A 16,430-nucleotide genomic window follows, 5' to 3' on the forward strand; every position below is an offset into this window, starting at 1 on the left:
TCCCAGGCAGGAACCCGCGTTCGGGAGATCAGTCCCAGTCGAGCGCGCCGCCCGACTGGTATTCGATGACGCGGGTCTCGAAGAAGTTCTTCTCCTTCTTCAGGTCCATCGCCTCGGACATCCACGGGAACGGGTTCTCGGTCTCGCCGAAGATCGGCTGGAGGCCGATCTGCTGCGCGCGCCGGTCGGTGATGAAGTGCATGTACTGCTCGCACAGCTGCGCCGACAGGCCGAGCATGCCGCGCGGCATGGTGTCGCGCGCGTACTTGACCTCGAGCTCGCACGCCTCCTTCAGCATCCCGCGGACCTCTTCCTGGAACTCGGGGGTCCACAGGTGCGGGTTCTCGATCTTGATCTGGTTGATGCAGTCGATGCCGAAGTTCAGGTGGATCGACTCGTCGCGCAGGATGTACTGGTACTGCTCGGCGATGCCGACCATCTTGTTCCGGCGGCCCAGCGACAGGATCTGCGCGAAACCGGTGTAGAACCACATGCCTTCGAAGATCACGTAGAACGCGACGAGGTCACGCAGGAACGCCGTGTCGGCCTCCGGCGTCCCGGTCTCGAAGTCCGGGTCCTCCAGGTGCTGCGTGTACTTCAGCGCCCACGCGTCCTTGTCCGAAATGGACGGAACTTCGCGGTACATGTTGAACAGCTCGCCCTCGACCAGGCCGAGGCTCTCGCAGATGTACTGGAAGGTGTGCGTGTGCACGGCCTCCTCGAACGCCTGGCGCAGCAGGTACTGGCGGCACTCGGGGTTGGTGATCTGCCGGTACACCGCGAGCACGATGTTGTTGGCCACCAAGGACTCCGCGGTCGCGAAGAAGCCCAGGTTGCGCTTCAACATCTGGCGCTCGTCCTCGGTGAGGCCGTCCTTCGACTTCCACAGCGCGATGTCGGCCTGCATGGCGACCTCGGTCGGCATCCAGTGGTTGTTGCACCCAGCCAGGTACTTCTCCCAGGCCCAGGTGTACTTCATCGGCAGCAGCTGGTTGACGTCGGCGCGCGCGTTGATCATGCGCTTGTCGTCGACGTTGATCCGGGCGGCCCCGACCTCGATCTCACCGAGGCCGGTGGCGCCGGTCGTCTCCACGTTGGTCATGTTCCAGGGTTCCTTACTGGCAGGCTTCGCAGTCGGGGTCGTCGATGCGGCAGGCGGCGCCGTCGGTGGCGACGAAGTCGACGTCGGGCGCGGGGGCCGGCGACGGCGCCGGGGCGGGCGTCGGCACGGGAGCCGGGGCCGGAGCCGCGGCCGGAGCGGCCGGGGCCGGGGTGGCCGAGACGGCGTTCAGCTTGCCGTCGGTGCCGCGCAGGGTGCTCTTCTCCACGTGCGTCGCGGACTGCGCCCGCAGGTAGTACGTGGTCTTGAGGCCCTTGTGCCACGCGTAGCGGTACAGCTCGTCGAGCTTGCGCCCGCTCGGCGCCGCGATGTACAGGTTCAGCGACTGCGCCTGGTCGATCCACTTCTGGCGCACCGAACCGGCGTCGACGATCCACTTCGACTCGATCTCGAACGCGGTCGCGTACAGCGCCTTCAGGTCGTCCGGGACGCGGTCGATCTGGCCGAGGCTGCCGTCGAAGTACTTGAGGTCGCTGACCATGACCTCGTCCCACAGGCCGCGGGCCTTGAGGCTCTTGACCAGGTGCGGGTTGACGACGGTGAAGTCGCCGGACATGTTCGACTTGACGAACAGGTTCTGGAACAGCGGCTCGATCGACTGCCCGACGCCGGAGATGTTGGAGATCGTCGCGGTCGGCGCGATCGCCATCACGTTGGAGTTGCGCATGCCGACGGTCTTGACGCGCTCGCGCAGCGGCGCCCAGTCCAAAGTGGACGAGGTGTCGACGTCGAGGCCGTCACCGCGGCGGGCGTCGATGAGCAGCTGCATCGAGTCGATCGGCAGGATGCCCTTGCTCCAGAGCGATCCCTCGAACGTCTGGTACTGGCCGCGCTCCTCGGCGAGGTCGGTCGACGCCGAGATCGCGTAGTAGGAGACGTGCTCCATGGAGACGTCGGCGAACTTCACGGCGTCGTCGGAGGCGAACGGGACGCCGATCTCGAACAGCGCGTCCTGGAAGCCCATGATGCCCAGGCCGATCGGGCGGTGGCGCAGGTTGGAGCGGCGCGCCTCCGGGATCGTGTAGAAGTTGATGTCGATCACGTTGTCCAGCATGCGGACGGCCGTGCGCACGGTCTTCTCGAGGCGCTTCGTGTCCAGGCCCTCGGGGGTGACGTGCTTGAGCAGGTTCACCGAGCCGAGGTTGCAGACCGCGACCTCGTCGGTGGTGGTGTTCAGCGTGATCTCGGTGCACAGGTTGGACGAGTGCACGACGCCGACGTGCTGCTGCGGCGAGCGCAGGTTGCACGGGTCCTTGAACGTGATCCACGGGTGGCCGGTCTCGAACAGCATGGTCAGCATGCGGCGCCACAGGTCGACGGCGCGGAGCCGGCGGAACACCTTGATCTCGCCGCGGTCGGCCATCGCCTCGTACTCGCGGTAGCGGGCGGCGAACTCGTTGCCGTAGAGGTCGTGCAGGTCCGGCGTCTCGTTCGGCGAGAACAGCGTCCACTCGGCGTTGGCCTCGACGCGGCGGAGGAACTCGTCCGGCACCCAGTTCGCGGTGTTCATGTCGTGGGTGCGGCGGCGGTCGTCACCGGTGTTCTTGCGCAGGTCGAGGAACTCCTCGATGTCCACGTGCCACGTCTCGAGATACGCGCAGGCCGCGCCCTTGCGCTTGCCGCCCTGGTTGACCGCGACGGCGGTGTCGTTGGCGATCTTGAGGAACGGCACGACGCCCTGCGACTGGCCGTTGGTGCCCTTGATGTGCGCGCCGAGGCCGCGGACCGGGGTCCAGTCGTTGCCGAGGCCGCCGGAGTACTTGGCCAGCAGGGCGTTGTTCTTGTAGGCCTGGAAGATCGAGTCCAGGTCGTCGTCCACCGTGGTCAGGAAGCAGGACGACAGCTGCGCGCGGGTGGTGCCCGAGTTGAACAGCGTCGGCGTCGAGGCCATGAAGTGGAACGTCGAGAGCAGCTCGTAGAACTCGATGGCGCGGGCTTCGCGGTCGTCCTCGCGGATCGCGAGACCCATGGCGACGCGCATGAAGAACGCCTGCGGCAGCTCGAAGCGGGTGCCGTCGTGGTGCTGGAAGTACCGGTCGTACAGGGTCTGCAGGCCGAGGAAGCCGAAGTCGAGGTCGCGCTCGGCGTGGATCGCGGCGGTGATCTTGTCCAGGTCGAAGGACAGCAGCTCGCCGTCGACCAGCTCCAGCTCGACCGCGCGGCGCAGGTAGGCGCGGAAGTAGGCGGGGTACTCGGCCGCCATCTCGTCCTGGCTGGCCAGCCGCGGCTTCTTCGCGAGGTAGCTCAGCGCCTCGCCGCGCAGCTTGTCCAGCAGCAGCCGGGCGGAGACGTAGGAGTAGTTGGGCTCCTGCTCGACCAGCACGCGGGCGGCCAGGACCTGGGCCAGCGCCAGCTCGTCGGCGCTGATGCCGTCGTAGAGGTTGCGCTTGGCCTCGGCGAGCACCGGCTCGGCCGTGACGTCCTCGAGGCCGGCGACGGCCTCGCCCACGACGTGGGAAACGCGGGCCCAGTCGAGCGGGCGCAGGACGCCGTCGGTGCCCTTGACGTTCAGCGCGACCTCGGTGGTGGCCGGCTTGACGGCCTCGCGGGCCTTGGTGCGCTCGTCGCGGTAGAGGACGTACGCGCGGGCGACCTTGTGGTGCTCGCCGCGCATCAGCGCGAGCTCGACGATGTCCTGGATCTGCTCGATGTGCAGGGCGGTCTCGGGGCCGGCGTGGCGCAGCAGGGTGGTCTCGACCTGCTGGGTCAGCTCCGCGACGACGTGGTGCACGCGGGAGGACGCAGCGGCGTCGCCGCCCTCGACCGCGAGGAACGCCTTGGTGAGCGCGACCGAGATCTTCCCGGCGTCGAACGGCGACACGCTGCCGTCCCGCCGGATGACCCGGATCGCGGTGGGGGTATCGGCAGCGGACGGCCGCTGACCGGTTTCGACTGACATGCGTGTCTCCAAGTTTTCGGGCGCGTTCGATCGCCACACGGCGTCATGAGGCCGTGCGCTGCGGTTTCGTGAAAGCTGCCCGGCAGTACTCTGCAGCGGTCTCCCCGTCGCTGGGCCCTGCCGGTCACCAGAGACTACATGTAGGGGTTGGAGGCTGCACGTGCCCCAATGGGTGGCGTGTCGCGGTCTCACCCTCGCGGGTTACGCGATCACCGAGAGGTGCTGCTCAGGCCGCGAAACGGGCCGTTTCGCGGTGTCTTCAGGCGCCGAAGCGAAGCTCCGACGCGGGCAGTTCGAGGCTCGTCACGGGCCGTCGGCCGTCCAGGTAGGCCAAGGGCCCGCGGGGGTTGAAGCTCCAGTCGGCCGACGCCGGGCGCGGGCGGATCTTCGCGCCGACCGGGGTGCGCAGCAGGCCGTCGCGCTCCTGGACCACCTCGAACGACGTCGGCAGCCGCAGGGGGAGGGCCGGGCGGCGCTTGAAGGCCGCCGTGGCGATCCAGTCGTCGGAGGTCGCCGCCGTCGCCGTGAAGGTGCGGCCGCCGGTGAAGTTCAGCGTGGCCAGGTCCTTCGGGATCGCCCACAGCTCGCGGCCGCCCGCCAGGGACGCTTCGCTGTCGACCCAGATCTCCGTGATCGAGCAGGACACGCGCCGGGCCTTGATCGACACGGCGGCCAGTAGCTCGTGGTACGCCAGCTGTCCGGGCGGGGTGTAGTCGATCCACGCCGTGAACACCGAGGCGTGGCCGGCCACCACCAGGGGCTCCGCGGGGACCGGCGGCAGATCCGCCACCGGCACGCGCCAGATCGACACCCGCGCGTCGGCGGTCAGGTTCCAGGGCTGCGGCGGGTAGAGGCTCATGCGTCCAACCAGGGGAGATAGGAAGGCAGGTCCTTGTCGACGCGCTGGCTCCACGACGGCGGCCGCTTCTGCAGGAAGGACATGACTCCTTCGACGGCGTCCGGGTTCGCGCCGAGGCCGCCGATCAGGCGGGAGTCGAGCTCGTGCACCGGGAACGGCGAATCGGCGCTCGCCATCCGGTAGAGCAGCTGGCGGGTGACCGCGACCGACACCGGCGCGGTGTTCGCGATGATCTCGCGGGCCAGCGCGTACGCCTCGTCGAGCACGGTCCCGGTCGGGACCACCTTGTGCACCAGGCCTTTTGCGAGGGCCTCGGCGGCGGGGAAGACCCGGCCGCTGATCATCCAGTCCAGTGCGGTGCCCATCCCGACGAGCCGGGGGAGGAACCACGCCGACGCGCCTTCGGGGTAGATCCCGCGCCGGGTGAAGACGAAGCCGAACCGGGAGTCCTCGGAGGCGAGGCGGTAGTCGCAGGGGAGCGTGATGGTGCTGCCCGCGCCGACGGCCGCGCCCTGCAGGGCCGCGATCACCGGCTTGTTCATCGTGAAGATCCGCTTCGAGCACCGCCCGGCGGGCTCCTGCCACGCCGCGTCCGGGCCCGTCGCGGGGTCGAAGTCGAAGCCACCCTGCGACAGGTCGGCGCCGACGCAGAAGTCCTTGCCCGCGCCGGTCAGCACAACCACACGGACGTCCTCGTCGCGGTCCGCCCGGTCCATCGCCTCGCCGAGCTCGTCGGCCATCCGGATCGTGTAGCCGTTGCGCGCCTCGGGGCGGTTCAACGTCACCGTGGCGATCCGCTCCGCGACGGCGTAGGTGGTCTCGGCCATGGTGAGGAACGTATTGCAGTCCGCCACTACTGGCAAGATGTCAATAGTGGGTCCGCAGCGTCCGGGGCGAAACAATCAGGCGTGCTTGATTTTTCCGGCGGCCGGTGCCACCCTGGGCCCCCAGGACGCAAGGAGGCGGCGGATGGCGGATCTCGGCGTGATCCTCGGGGATCTCGACGCGGAATCTCGGGCGATCGACGACGTGGTGGCGGACCTGCCCGCGTCGGACTGGGCGCGGGCCACGCCCGCCGAGGGGTGGACTATCGCGCACCAGATCGCCCACCTGGCCTGGACCGACCGCAAGGCCTTCATCGCCGCGGCCCACCCGGAGGACTGGCAGGCCGAGGTCGAAGAGCTCCTCAAGGTGGGGGAGACCTACGTCGACGACGGTGCCGCGGCCGGGGCCGAGCGCCCGCCGCGGGAGATCCTCGAAGACTGGCGAGACGGCCGCGCTCAGCTCGCCGCGGCGCTCGCCGCCGTGCCGGACGGGCAGAAGCTGCCCTGGTACGGCCCGCCGATGAGCGCGGCCTCCATGGTCACCGCGCGGCTGATGGAGACCTGGGCCCACGGCCAGGACATCTTCGACGCCCTCGGCCTGACGCGCGAGCCGACCGCGCGGCTGTGGCACATCGCCCGCTTCGGCACCCGCACCCGCGACTTCGCCTACCTGCTCAACTCCCTCGCGCCGCCGGCCGCGGAGTTCCGCGTCGAGCTGACCGCGCCCGACGGCTCCACCTGGGCGTTCGGCCCCGAGGACGCCGAGCAGAAGCTCACCGGCAGCGCCGTCGACTTCTGTCTCGTCGTCACCCAGCGGCGGCACCCGGCCGACACGGACCTGGTCGCGCACGGCGCAGAAGTCGAAGAATGGCTGACCATCGCGCAGGCCTTCGCCGGTCCGCCGGGAGAAGGCCGCAAGCCGGGGCAGTTCTCATGACGTACCGCATCGGCAACGCATCGGGCTTCTATGGTGACCGCTTCTCCGTCGTCCGCGAGATGCTCACCGGCGGCCCCCTCGACGTCCTGACCGGCGACTACCTGGCCGAGCTGACCATGCTCATCCTCGGCCGCGACCGGATGAAGGACGCGAACCGCGGCTACGCCAAGACGTTCCTGCGCCAGATGGAGGAAAACCTCGGACTGGCAAGGGAAAAGGGCGTCAAGATCGTCGCCAACGCGGGTGGGCTCAACCCCGCCGGGCTCGCCGACGCCCTGCGCGAACTGGCGGCCAAGCTCGGCCTCGACGTCAAGATCGCGCACGTCGAAGGCGACGACCTGGTCGCCCGCGCCGACGAGCTGAGCCTCGGGAAACCGTTGACCGCCAACGCCTACCTCGGCGCCTGGGGCATCGTCGAGTGCCTCAACGCCGGTGCGGACGTCGTCGTCACCGGCCGCGTCACCGACGCCTCGGTGATCGTCGGCCCGGCCGCCGCCCACTACGGCTGGGCCCGCGACGACTTCGACGCCCTGGCCGGCGCGGTCGCGGCCGGGCACGTCATCGAGTGCGGTGCCCAGGCCACCGGCGGCAACTACGCCTTCTTCACCGAGCACTCGCTGGGTGTGCCGGGCTTCCCGATCGCCGAGATCGAGGCCGACGGCTCCAGCGTCATCACCAAGCACCCGGGCACCGGGGGAGTGGTCAACGCCGGCACGGTCACCGCGCAGCTGCTGTACGAGATCACCGGCGCGCGCTACGCCGGGCCGGACGTCACGACCCGGTTCGACACGCTGTCGCTGGCCGAGGACGGGCCCGACCGCGTCCGCATCTCGGGTGTCCGAGGGGAAGCCCCGCCGCCGACGCTGAAGGTCGCGCTGAACACGCTCGGCGGGTTCCGCAACGAGACGACGTTCGTCCTCACCGGACTCGACATCGAGGCGAAAGCCGCGCTGGTGAAGGAACAGCTCGAAGGCGCGCTCAAGGAGCGCCCGCCCGCCGATGTCAAGTGGACACTGGCCCGCACCGACCACGCGGACGCCGACACCGAGCAGACCGCGAGCGCCCTGCTGCACGTCGCCGTCAAGGACGCCGACCCGAAGGTCGCCGGGCGCGCGTTCACCGGTGCGGCCGTCGAGCTGGCGCTGGCCAGCTACCCCGGGTTCCACGTCACCGCGCCGCCGTCCGACGCCTCGCCTTACGGCGTCTACACCGCGGCCTATGTGGACGCCGGGCAGGTCCCGCACGTGGCCGTGCTGCCGGACGGCATGCGGGTCGACATAGCGCCTTCGACGTCCACTCTGGACCTGTCCGATGTGGACGAGCCCGCGCTGCCCGAGCCCCTCGACCACGGCCCGGTGCGCCGGGTGCCGCTGGGCACGATCGCGGGCGCCCGCAGTGGTGACAAGGGCGGCAACGCCAACCTCGGCGTCTGGGTCCGGTCCGAAGAGGCCTGGCGGTGGCTGGTGCACCGGCTGACCGTCGCCGAGTTCAAGCTGCTGCTGCCCGAAACCGCCGGCCTGCCGGTGACGCGCTACCTGCTGCCGAACCTGCGGGCGATGAACTTCGTCGTCGAAGGGATCCTCGGCGAGGGCGTCGCGTCGCAGGCGCGGTTCGACCCGCAGGCCAAGGCCCTCGGCGAATGGCTGCGGTCCCGTGAGATCGACATCCCCGAGGTGCTCCTGTGACCGATCCGTTCCGGACGCCCGAACGGGCCGAGCTGCGCGAGACCGTGCGGAAGTTCGTCGAGCAGGAGGTCCTGCCGCACCTCGACGACTGGGAGCGTGCCGGCGAACTGCCGCGCGACCTGCACCGCAAGGCCGGCGACCTCGGCCTGCTCGGCGTCGGCTTCCCCGAAGAGGTCGGCGGCGGAGACGGCAACTACCTCGACGCACTGGTGATCGCCGAGGAGATGCACTACGCCGGCGGGTCCGGCGGGCTGTTCGCGTCGCTGTTCACCTGCGGCATCGCCGTCCCGCACATCGCCGAGGCGAACGACCCGGTGCAGATCGAGCGCTGGGTCCGCCCGACCCTCGCCGGGGACAAGATCGGCTCGCTGGCCGTCACCGAGCCGGACGGCGGTTCGGACGTCGCCGGGATCCGCACCACCGCCGTGCGCGAAGGCGACGAGTACGTCATCAACGGCGCCAAGACGTTCATCACCTCGGGCTGCCGCGCGGACTTCGTCACGACGGTCGTGCGCACCGGCGGCGACGGCGCGCACGGGCTCTCGCTGATCGTCGTCGAACGCGGGACGCCCGGCTTCACCGTCTCCCGCAAGCTCGAGAAGATGGGCTGGCTCTGCTCCGACACCGCCGAACTGTCCTACGTGGACGTCCGGGTGCCGGCGGAGAACCTCGTCGGCGCGGAGAACAGCGGGTTCGCGCAGGTGGCCACCCAGTTCGTCACCGAACGGCTTTCGCTGGCCGTGCAGGCGTATTCCCACGCCCAGCGCGCGCTCGACCTGACGCTGGACTGGTGCCGGCTGCGCGAGACTTTCGGCCGGCCGCTCATCTCGCGGCAGGTCGTGCAGCACAAGCTCACCGAGATGGCCCGCAAGGTCGACGTCGCCCGCACCTACGCCCGGCAGGCCGCGGTCCGGCACGTCTCGGGCGAGGAGGTCATCGCCGAGGCCTGTTTCGCCAAGAACACCGCCGTCGAGGCCGCCGAGTGGGTGGTCAACGAGGCCGTCCAGCTGCACGGCGGGCTCGGCTACATGCGCGAGTCCGAAGTGGAGCGCCACTACCGCGACGTCCGGATCCTCGGCATCGGCGGCGGCACCACCGAGATCCTCACCGGCCTGGCCGCGAAGCGATTGGGATACACCTCGTGACTACTCTGAGGTCCACAGTGGACACACGAACCGCCGAGTTCGGCGCCAACCGCGAGGCGATGCTGGAGAAGCTCGCCGAGATCGACACCGAGCAGGCCAAGGCCGTGGCCGGCGGTGGCGAGAAGTACGTCGAACGCCACCGCAAGCGCGGCAAGCTCCTGGCCCGCGAACGGGTCGAGCTGCTGCTCGACGAGGACTCGCCGTTCCTGGAGCTCTCGCCGCTGGCCGCGTGGGGCACCGACTACCGCGTCGGCGCGAGCCTCGTGACCGGCATCGGGGTCGTCGAAGGCGTCGAGTGCCTGATCTCGGCCAGCGACCCGACGGTCAAGGGCGGCGCGAGCAACCCGTGGACGACGAAGAAGAGCTTCCGGGCGGCGGACATCGCCGCGCAGAACCGGCTGCCGTCGATCAACCTCGTCGAGTCGGGCGGCGCGGACCTGCCGACGCAGAAGGAGATCTTCATCCCGGGTGGCCGGATTTTCCGGGACATCACGCGCGCCTCGGCCGCGGGCTGCCCGACGGTCGCACTGGTCTTCGGCAACTCGACCGCCGGTGGGGCCTACCTGCCGGGCATGTCGGACTACGTCGTGATGGTCAAGGAACGCGCCAAGGTGTTCCTCGGCGGGCCGCCGCTGGTCAAGATGGCGACCGGGGAGGAGTCCGACGACGAGTCGCTCGGCGGCGCCGAGATGCACGCGCGCACGTCCGGCCTGGCCGACTACCTGGCCGTCGACGAGCAGGACGCGATCCGCCTGGGCCGCAACATCATCAAGCGGCTCAACTGGACGAAGCAGGGGCCTTCCCCGAAGCCGGAGTACGACGAGCCGCTGTACGACACCGAGGACCTGCTCGGCATCGTGCCCCCCGACCTCAAGGTGCCGTTCGACCCGCGCGAGGTGATCGCCCGCGTCGTCGACGGCTCCGACTTCGACGAGTTCAAGCCGCTCTACGGGTCTTCGCTCGTGACGGGGTGGGCGAGCATCCACGGCTACCCGGTCGGCGTGCTTGCCAACGCCCAGGGCGTGCTGTTCGGCGAGGAGTCGCAGAAGGCCGCGCAGTTCATCCAGCTGGCCAACCAGATCCACACGCCGCTCGTCTTCCTGCACAACACGACCGGCTACATGGTCGGCAAGGAGTACGAGCAGAGCGGCATCATCAAGCACGGCGCGATGATGATCAACGCCGTGTCGAACTCGAAGGTGCCGCACCTGTCCGTCCTCATGGGAGCGTCCTACGGCGCCGGGCACTACGGGATGTGCGGCCGCGCCTACGATCCGCGCTTCCTGTTCGCGTGGCCGAGCGCGAAGTCCGCGGTGATGGGCCCGGCGCAGCTGGCCGGCGTGCTGTCCATCGTGGCCCGCGCGGCGGCCGAAAGCCGCGGCCAGGACTACAACGAAGACCACGACAAGGCCATGCGCGCCATGGTGGAAGGCCAGATCGAGGCCGAGTCGATGCCGATGTTCCTCTCCGGCATGCTCTACGACGACGGCATCATCGACCCGCGCGATACCCGCACCGCGCTCGGGCTGAGCCTGTCGGCGATCCACAATGGACCAGTGAAGGGCGCCGAGGGCTTCGGCGTCTTCCGGATGTGAGTGAGCGATGATCCAGAACCTGCTGGTCGCCAACCGCGGCGAGATCGCCCGCCGCGTCTTCCGCAGCTGCCGCGACGCCGGGATCGGCACGGTCGCCGTGTTCTCCGACGCCGATGCCGCCGCGCCCCACACGCTCGAAGCCGACGCGGCCGTCCGGTTGCCCGGCAACGCGCCGTCGGAGACGTACCTGCGCGCCGAACTGCTGGTGAAGGCCGCGGCCGACACCGGCGCCGACGCCGTCCACCCCGGCTACGGCTTCCTGTCCGAGAACGCCGCGTTCGCGCGCGCCGTCCTCGACGCCGGGCTGACGTGGGTCGGGCCGCCGCCGGAGGCCATCGAGACCATGGGCTCCAAAGTGGAGTCCAAACGGCTGATGGCCGCCGCCGGAGTCCCGGTGCTGTCCGAACTGGACCCCGCGTCGGTGACCGAAGACGATCTTCCGTTGCTGGTCAAGGCCTCCGCGGGTGGTGGTGGGCGCGGGATGCGCGTCGTCCGCGCCCTCGACGAGCTGGCCGAGGCCGTGGAAGGTGCCAGTGCGGAGGCCGGGTCGGCGTTCGGCGACCCGACCGTGTTCTGCGAGCGGTACCTGGAGACCGGGCGGCACATCGAGGTCCAGGTGCTCGCCGACCGGCACGGCACGGTGTGGGCGGTGGGGGAGCGGGAGTGCTCGATCCAGCGCCGGCACCAGAAGGTCGTCGAGGAGGCGCCGTCGCCGTTTGTCGACGAAGCGATGCGCGAGGAGCTGTTCGACGCCGCGCGCAAGGCCGCCCAGGCGATCGACTACGTCGGCGCGGGCACGGTCGAGTTCCTCGCCGGGCCCGACGGCCGGTTCTACTTCCTCGAGATGAACACCCGGCTGCAGGTCGAGCACCCGGTGACCGAGAACGTCACGGGGCTCGACCTGGTCGCGCTGCAGCTGCGCGTCGCCGACGGCGAACGGCTGCCCGCCGACCCGCCGCCGACGGTCGGGCACTCCATCGAGGTCCGGCTCTACGCCGAAGACCCGGCGGAGAACTGGCAGCCGCAGAGCGGCACCCTGCACACCTTCGACGTGCCCGATGTGGACCGTGCGTTCACCCACGGCGCCGGGCTGCGGCTCGACTCCGGGTTCGAGAGCGGATCCGTGGTAGGCGTCCACTACGACCCGATGCTCGCCAAGGTGATCACCTGGGCCCCGACCCGCGCCGAGGCCGCCCGCCGGCTCGCGAAGGCACTGGCGGCGTCGAAGATCCACGGCGTCGTCACCAACCGCGACCTCCTGGTGAACATCCTCCGCCACGACGCTTTCCTCGCGGGGGAGACCGACACGGCGTTCTTCGACCGGCACGGCCTCGACACCCTGGCCGCGCCGCTGGCCACTGTGGACACCGAGCGGCTCTCGGCGCTGGCCGCCGCACTCGCGGACGCGGCGGGCAACCGCGCGTCGGCGACCACGCAACGCCGGCTGCCCAGTGGCTGGCGCAACGTCCGCTCGGCCGGGCAGCGCAAGGTCTTCACCGTCGCCGACCGCGAGTACGAGGTCGGCTATTCGCTGACGCGTGACGGGCTGAAGGCCGACGGGTACGAGGCCGAACTGGTCACCGCCGAACCCGGCCGGGTCGTCCTCGACGTCGCCGGCGTGCGGCGCACCTTCGACGTCGCCCGCCACGACGGGGTGTCCTACGTGGACTCCGCGCTCGGCTCGGTGGCGCTCAAGGCCGAGCCGCGGTTCGCCGACCCGGACGCGGCGCTGGCCGCCGGGTCGCTGGTCGCGCCGATGCCGGGCACCGTCGTCCGGCTGGCCGTGCAGGCCGGGGACCCGGTCAAGGCGGGTGATCCGTTGCTGTGGCTCGAGGCGATGAAGATGGAACACCGGATCGCGGCACCCGCGGACGGCGTGGTGACCGAGCTGCCGGTGACCGTCGGGCAGCAGGTCGAAGTCGGCACAATTCTGGCTGTGGTGGGAGAAGAAGAATGAACGCCATGAACTTCATCGAGCCGGAGGAGCGGATCGCGCTCCGCAAGGCCGTCGCCGAGCTCGGCGCCAAGTACGGGCACGAGTACTACGCCAAGAAGGCCCGCGCCGACGAGAAGACCCACGAGCTGTGGGACGAGGCCGGCCGGCTGGGCTACCTCGGCGTCAACATCCCCGAGGAGTACGGCGGCGGGGGCGCGGGCATCGCCGACCTCGCCGCGGTGCTCGAAGAGCTCGCCGCCGCGGGCTCGCCGCTGCTGCTGATGGTCGTCTCACCGGCGATCTGCGGCACGGTGATCTCCCGCTTCGGCACCGAAGAGCAGAAGAAGCAGTGGCTGCCCGGCATCGCCGACGGCACCAAGCGGATGGTCTTCGCCATCACCGAGCCGGACGCCGGGTCGAACTCGCACAAGATCACCACCACCGCCAAGCGCGACGGCGACGGCTGGGTCCTCAGTGGACGCAAGGTCTACATCTCCGGCGTCGACGAGGCCGACGCGGTGCTCGTCGTCGGGCGCATGGAGGACTCGAAGACCGGCCGCCTCAAGCCGGCGCTGTTCATCCTGCCGACCGGCACGGAGGGCTTCGAGTACACGAAGATCCCGATGGACATCGTCGCGCCGGAGAACCAGTACTCGCTGTTCCTCGACGACGTCAAGCTGCCGGCCGAGGCGCTGGTCGGCGAGGAGGACGCGGCGATCGCGCAGCTGTTCGCCGGCCTCAACCCGGAACGCATCATGGGCGCGTCGTTCTCCCTCGGCATCGCCCGGTACGCGCTGGCCAAGGCCGTCTCCTACGCCAACCAGCGGCAGGTCTGGGGCACCCCGATCGGCGCCCACCAGGGCCTCGCGCACCCGCTGTCGGAGATCAAGATCGAGCTCGAGCTGGCGAAGCTGATGACCCAGAAGGCGGCGTCGCTCTACGACTCCGGCGACGACTTCGGGGCGGGGGAGTCGGCCAACATGGCCAAGTACGCCGCCGCCGAGGTGGCCATCCGCGCGACCGACCAGGCCGTGCAGACCCACGGCGGCAACGGTCTCGCCACCGAGTACGGCCTCGGGACGCTGGTCACGGCGGTGCGGCTCGGCCGGATCGCCCCGGTCAGCCGCGAGATGGTGCTCAACTTCGTCGGCCAGCACAGCCTCGGCCTCCCGAAGTCCTACTAGGAGGGTCGCTATGTCTACATTGGACGGCAAGACGATCATCATGTCCGGCGGCAGCCGCGGCATCGGCGAAGCGATCGCACTCCGGGCCGCGAAAGACGGCGCGAACGTCGCGCTGCTGGCCAAGACCGCCGAGCCGCACCCGAAGCTGCCCGGCACGATCTACACCGCCGCTGAGGCCATCGAGAAGGCGGGCGGGCACGCGCTACCGATCCTCGGCGACGTCCGCGACGACGACGGGGTCGCGGCGGCCGTGGCGAAGACCGTCGAACAGTTCGGCGGCATCGACATCGTCGTGAACAACGCCAGCGCGATCGACCTGACGCCGACCGAGCAGGTCAGCATGAAGCGCTACGACCTGATGCAGGACATCAACGCGCGCGGCACGTTCCTGCTGTCCAAACTGGCCATTCCGCATCTGAAGAAGTCGGCCAACGCGCACATCCTGACGCTGTCGCCGCCGATCAGCCTCGACGAGAAGTGGTTCACCGCCGGGCACCTCGCGTACAGCATCGCGAAGTACTCGATGAGCCTCGTGACCGTCGGCCTCGCCGCCGAACTCAAGAAGGACGGCGTCGCGGTCAACTCGCTCTGGCCGCGTACCACGATCGACACGGCGGCGATCCGCAACGTCGTCGGCGCCGAGCTGGCCGACCGCAGCCGGACGCCGGAGATCATGGCCGACGCGGCGTACGCGATCCTCACCAAGCCGAGCGGTGAGGCGACCGGGAACTTCTTCCTCGACGACGAGGTGCTGCGCGCGGCCGGCGTCACGGACTTCGCGAAGTACCGCATCGGGGGTTCGGAGGAGGACCTCCAGCTCGACTTCTGGGTCGACCCGGCTTGACCGGCGTCCGCGAACCCCAGCAGGAGCGCAGCCGCACCACGCGGCGGCGGCTGATCGAGGCCGCGCTCGACGGCTTCGGCGAGCGCGGCTGGCACGGCGTGACGGTGGCCGCGATCGCCGAGCGCGCCGGCGTCTCGCGCGGCGCGGCCCAGCACCACTTCCCGACCCGGGAGGACCTCGTGGTGGCGGCGGTCGACCTGCTCGGCCAGTCGCAGATCGACGAGCTGCGGGCCCAGGCCGCGGACCTGCCGAGCGGGGCGTCGCGCATCGAGGGCGTCGTCGAGATGGTGCTGAACCTCTACACCGGACCGCTGTTCCGCGCGGCCCTGCAGCTGTGGTCGGTCGCGGCGACCGACGACGCCCTGCGGGACGTGCTGGTGCCCCTCGAGGCACGGGTCGGGCGCGAGGCGCACCGGGTGGCGGTGGAGCTCCTCGGCGTCGACGAGTCCCGGCCGGGGGTGCGCGAGCTGGTCCAGGCCACCCTCGACCTCGGGCGCGGGCTGGGCCTGGCGAACCTGCTCACGGACGACACGCGCCGCCGGCGTCAGATCGTCCGGGAATGGGCGCGGACGCTGGAGCTGCGGCTCGGGTGAGCCGGTCCAGCGCCGCCTGGCTCTCCTCGTCGGCGGCGCGGTGGATGACCAGCAGCTGGTCGGGGTCCTGGACCGGCCGGAGCGTCTCGAACTGCACGGCGAGCACGCCGGCCTCGGGGTGCCGCACGACTTTGCGCCCGCGGGCGTTGACCTTGACGTCCTGTTCGGCCCACAAGCGCGCGAACTCGGCGTCGCCCGCGGTCAGCTCGGCGATGAGGCCGGTGAGCGCCCGGTCGTCCGGGTGCGCGGCCCACGCGGTGCGCAGGTGGGCGACCCCGTCGCGGACCACACGTTCCCGGTCGACGTAGAACTCGCGCACCTCCGGGTGCATGAGGCAGATCCACACGGCGTTGCGCCGCGACGGCGGCAGCGCGGCGAAATCCACCAGCAGCCGCGCCATCTCGGGGTTCCACGCCAGGACGTCGTAGCGGTGGTTCAGGAGCATGGCCGGCAGCGGGGACAGGTCGGTGACCAGCCGGGCCAGCGGCGGCGCCGGGGTGGTGACGAGCTCGTCGGCGTCCCGCGGGCGCTGCCGGGTCAGGTCGAAGAGGTACGCGCGTTCGTCGGGAGCCAGGCGCAGCGCGCGGGCCAGCGCCTCCACGACCTCCGCCGAGGGCCGCAACCCGCGCGCCTGCTCCAGCCGCACGACGTAGTCGATGCTGATGCCGGCCAGCTCGGCGACGTCTTCGCGGCGCAGCCCCGGTGTCCGCCGGCGCGGCGGCAGGCCGAAGTCGCGCGGGTCCAGGCGTTCCCGCCGGGACCGCAGGAACGCGCCCAGCTCCACGGTGGGGGTCGTCATGATCGGTGCA

13 protein-coding genes are annotated in these 16,430 nt (G+C 70.4%); 8 read left to right on the forward strand and 5 right to left on the reverse strand.

Going from position 1 to position 16,430, the window contains the following annotated elements; genetic code table 11:
• Positions 1-28: 28 nt before the first annotated feature.
• The 4 genes from ACZ7OU_RS21665 to ACZ7OU_RS21680 all read right to left on the reverse strand — a co-directional run bounded on the left by ACZ7OU_RS21665 (position 29) and on the right by ACZ7OU_RS21680 (position 5,705).
• Complete coding sequence (locus ACZ7OU_RS21665) at positions 29-1,102, reverse strand: ribonucleotide-diphosphate reductase subunit beta (protein WP_470238284.1); 1,074 nt, start codon at positions 1,100-1,102, stop codon at positions 29-31.
• A gap of 13 nt (positions 1,103-1,115) precedes the next feature.
• Positions 1,116-4,019: a ribonucleoside-diphosphate reductase subunit alpha gene (locus ACZ7OU_RS21670; RefSeq protein ID WP_470256391.1), complete on the reverse strand. Its 2,904-nt coding sequence runs from the start codon at positions 4,017-4,019 to the stop codon at positions 1,116-1,118.
• A gap of 259 nt (positions 4,020-4,278) precedes the next feature.
• Complete coding sequence (locus ACZ7OU_RS21675; protein ID WP_470256392.1) at positions 4,279-4,878, reverse strand: acetoacetate decarboxylase family protein; 600 nt, start codon at positions 4,876-4,878, stop codon at positions 4,279-4,281.
• Complete coding sequence (locus ACZ7OU_RS21680) at positions 4,875-5,705, reverse strand: enoyl-CoA hydratase-related protein (protein WP_470256393.1); 831 nt, start codon at positions 5,703-5,705, stop codon at positions 4,875-4,877. The genes ACZ7OU_RS21675 and ACZ7OU_RS21680 overlap by 4 nt, the downstream gene beginning before the upstream one ends.
• Positions 5,706-5,847: 142 nt before the next feature.
• Between ACZ7OU_RS21680 and ACZ7OU_RS21685 the strand changes: the two genes are divergently transcribed.
• The 8 genes from ACZ7OU_RS21685 to ACZ7OU_RS21720 are packed head-to-tail and all read left to right on the forward strand — an operon-like array spanning position 5,848 to position 15,621.
• The gene (locus tag ACZ7OU_RS21685; RefSeq protein WP_470256394.1) at positions 5,848-6,639 is read left to right on the forward strand and encodes a TIGR03084 family metal-binding protein; all 792 of its coding nucleotides are present in this window, start codon (positions 5,848-5,850) and stop codon (positions 6,637-6,639) included.
• Positions 6,636-8,324, forward strand: a complete 1,689-nt coding sequence (locus tag ACZ7OU_RS21690; RefSeq protein WP_470256395.1) for an acyclic terpene utilization AtuA family protein — start codon at positions 6,636-6,638, stop codon at positions 8,322-8,324. The genes ACZ7OU_RS21685 and ACZ7OU_RS21690 overlap by 4 nt, the downstream gene beginning before the upstream one ends.
• Entirely contained in the window at positions 8,321-9,469 is a 1,149-nt protein-coding gene (locus ACZ7OU_RS21695) for an acyl-CoA dehydrogenase family protein (protein ID WP_470256396.1), read from the forward strand. The genes ACZ7OU_RS21690 and ACZ7OU_RS21695 overlap by 4 nt, the downstream gene beginning before the upstream one ends.
• On the forward strand, positions 9,466-11,064 hold the full coding sequence (locus ACZ7OU_RS21700) for an acyl-CoA carboxylase subunit beta (protein ID WP_470256397.1): 1,599 nt from the start codon (positions 9,466-9,468) through the stop codon (positions 11,062-11,064). The genes ACZ7OU_RS21695 and ACZ7OU_RS21700 overlap by 4 nt, the downstream gene beginning before the upstream one ends.
• A 7-nt stretch (positions 11,065-11,071) precedes the next feature.
• Positions 11,072-13,021 (forward strand): acetyl/propionyl/methylcrotonyl-CoA carboxylase subunit alpha, encoded by a 1,950-nt coding sequence (locus ACZ7OU_RS21705; RefSeq protein WP_470256398.1) that lies wholly within the window; start codon positions 11,072-11,074, stop codon positions 13,019-13,021.
• Positions 13,018-14,184: an acyl-CoA dehydrogenase family protein gene (locus ACZ7OU_RS21710; RefSeq protein ID WP_470256399.1), complete on the forward strand. Its 1,167-nt coding sequence runs from the start codon at positions 13,018-13,020 to the stop codon at positions 14,182-14,184. Before ACZ7OU_RS21705 ends, ACZ7OU_RS21710 begins: the two co-directional genes overlap by 4 nt.
• A gap of 10 nt (positions 14,185-14,194) precedes the next feature.
• The gene (locus ACZ7OU_RS21715; RefSeq protein ID WP_470256400.1) at positions 14,195-15,028 is read left to right on the forward strand and encodes an SDR family oxidoreductase; all 834 of its coding nucleotides are present in this window, start codon (positions 14,195-14,197) and stop codon (positions 15,026-15,028) included.
• Positions 15,025-15,621 carry a TetR/AcrR family transcriptional regulator gene (locus ACZ7OU_RS21720; protein WP_470238273.1) on the forward strand — a complete coding sequence of 199 codons (597 nt, stop codon included), beginning with the start codon at positions 15,025-15,027 and terminating at the stop codon, positions 15,619-15,621. The genes ACZ7OU_RS21715 and ACZ7OU_RS21720 overlap by 4 nt, the downstream gene beginning before the upstream one ends.
• Here the strand turns inward: ACZ7OU_RS21720 and ACZ7OU_RS21725 are convergent.
• Entirely contained in the window at positions 15,548-16,420 is an 873-nt protein-coding gene (locus ACZ7OU_RS21725; RefSeq protein WP_470256401.1) for a helix-turn-helix transcriptional regulator, read from the reverse strand. The genes ACZ7OU_RS21720 and ACZ7OU_RS21725 overlap by 74 nt on opposite strands.
• Positions 16,421-16,430 lie beyond the last annotated feature (10 nt).

This window comes from Amycolatopsis sp. NPDC114505, assembly GCF_055633615.1.

Coding starts and splice junctions, on each gene's coding strand:
- ACZ7OU_RS21670 (WP_470256391.1), bottom strand. CDS start 4,019: ATGTCAGTCGAAACCGGTCAGCGGCCGTCCGCTGCCGATACCCCCACC.
- ACZ7OU_RS21685 (WP_470256394.1), top strand. CDS start 5,848: ATGGCGGATCTCGGCGTGATCCTCGGGGATCTCGACGCGGAATCTCGG.
- ACZ7OU_RS21715 (WP_470256400.1), top strand. CDS start 14,195: ATGTCTACATTGGACGGCAAGACGATCATCATGTCCGGCGGCAGCCGC.
- ACZ7OU_RS21690 (WP_470256395.1), top strand. CDS start 6,636: ATGACGTACCGCATCGGCAACGCATCGGGCTTCTATGGTGACCGCTTC.
- ACZ7OU_RS21665 (WP_470238284.1), bottom strand. CDS start 1,102: ATGACCAACGTGGAGACGACCGGCGCCACCGGCCTCGGTGAGATCGAG.
- ACZ7OU_RS21680 (WP_470256393.1), bottom strand. CDS start 5,705: ATGGCCGAGACCACCTACGCCGTCGCGGAGCGGATCGCCACGGTGACG.
- ACZ7OU_RS21710 (WP_470256399.1), top strand. CDS start 13,018: ATGAACGCCATGAACTTCATCGAGCCGGAGGAGCGGATCGCGCTCCGC.
- ACZ7OU_RS21675 (WP_470256392.1), bottom strand. CDS start 4,878: ATGAGCCTCTACCCGCCGCAGCCCTGGAACCTGACCGCCGACGCGCGG.
- ACZ7OU_RS21705 (WP_470256398.1), top strand. CDS start 11,072: ATGATCCAGAACCTGCTGGTCGCCAACCGCGGCGAGATCGCCCGCCGC.
- ACZ7OU_RS21725 (WP_470256401.1), bottom strand. CDS start 16,420: ATGACGACCCCCACCGTGGAGCTGGGCGCGTTCCTGCGGTCCCGGCGG.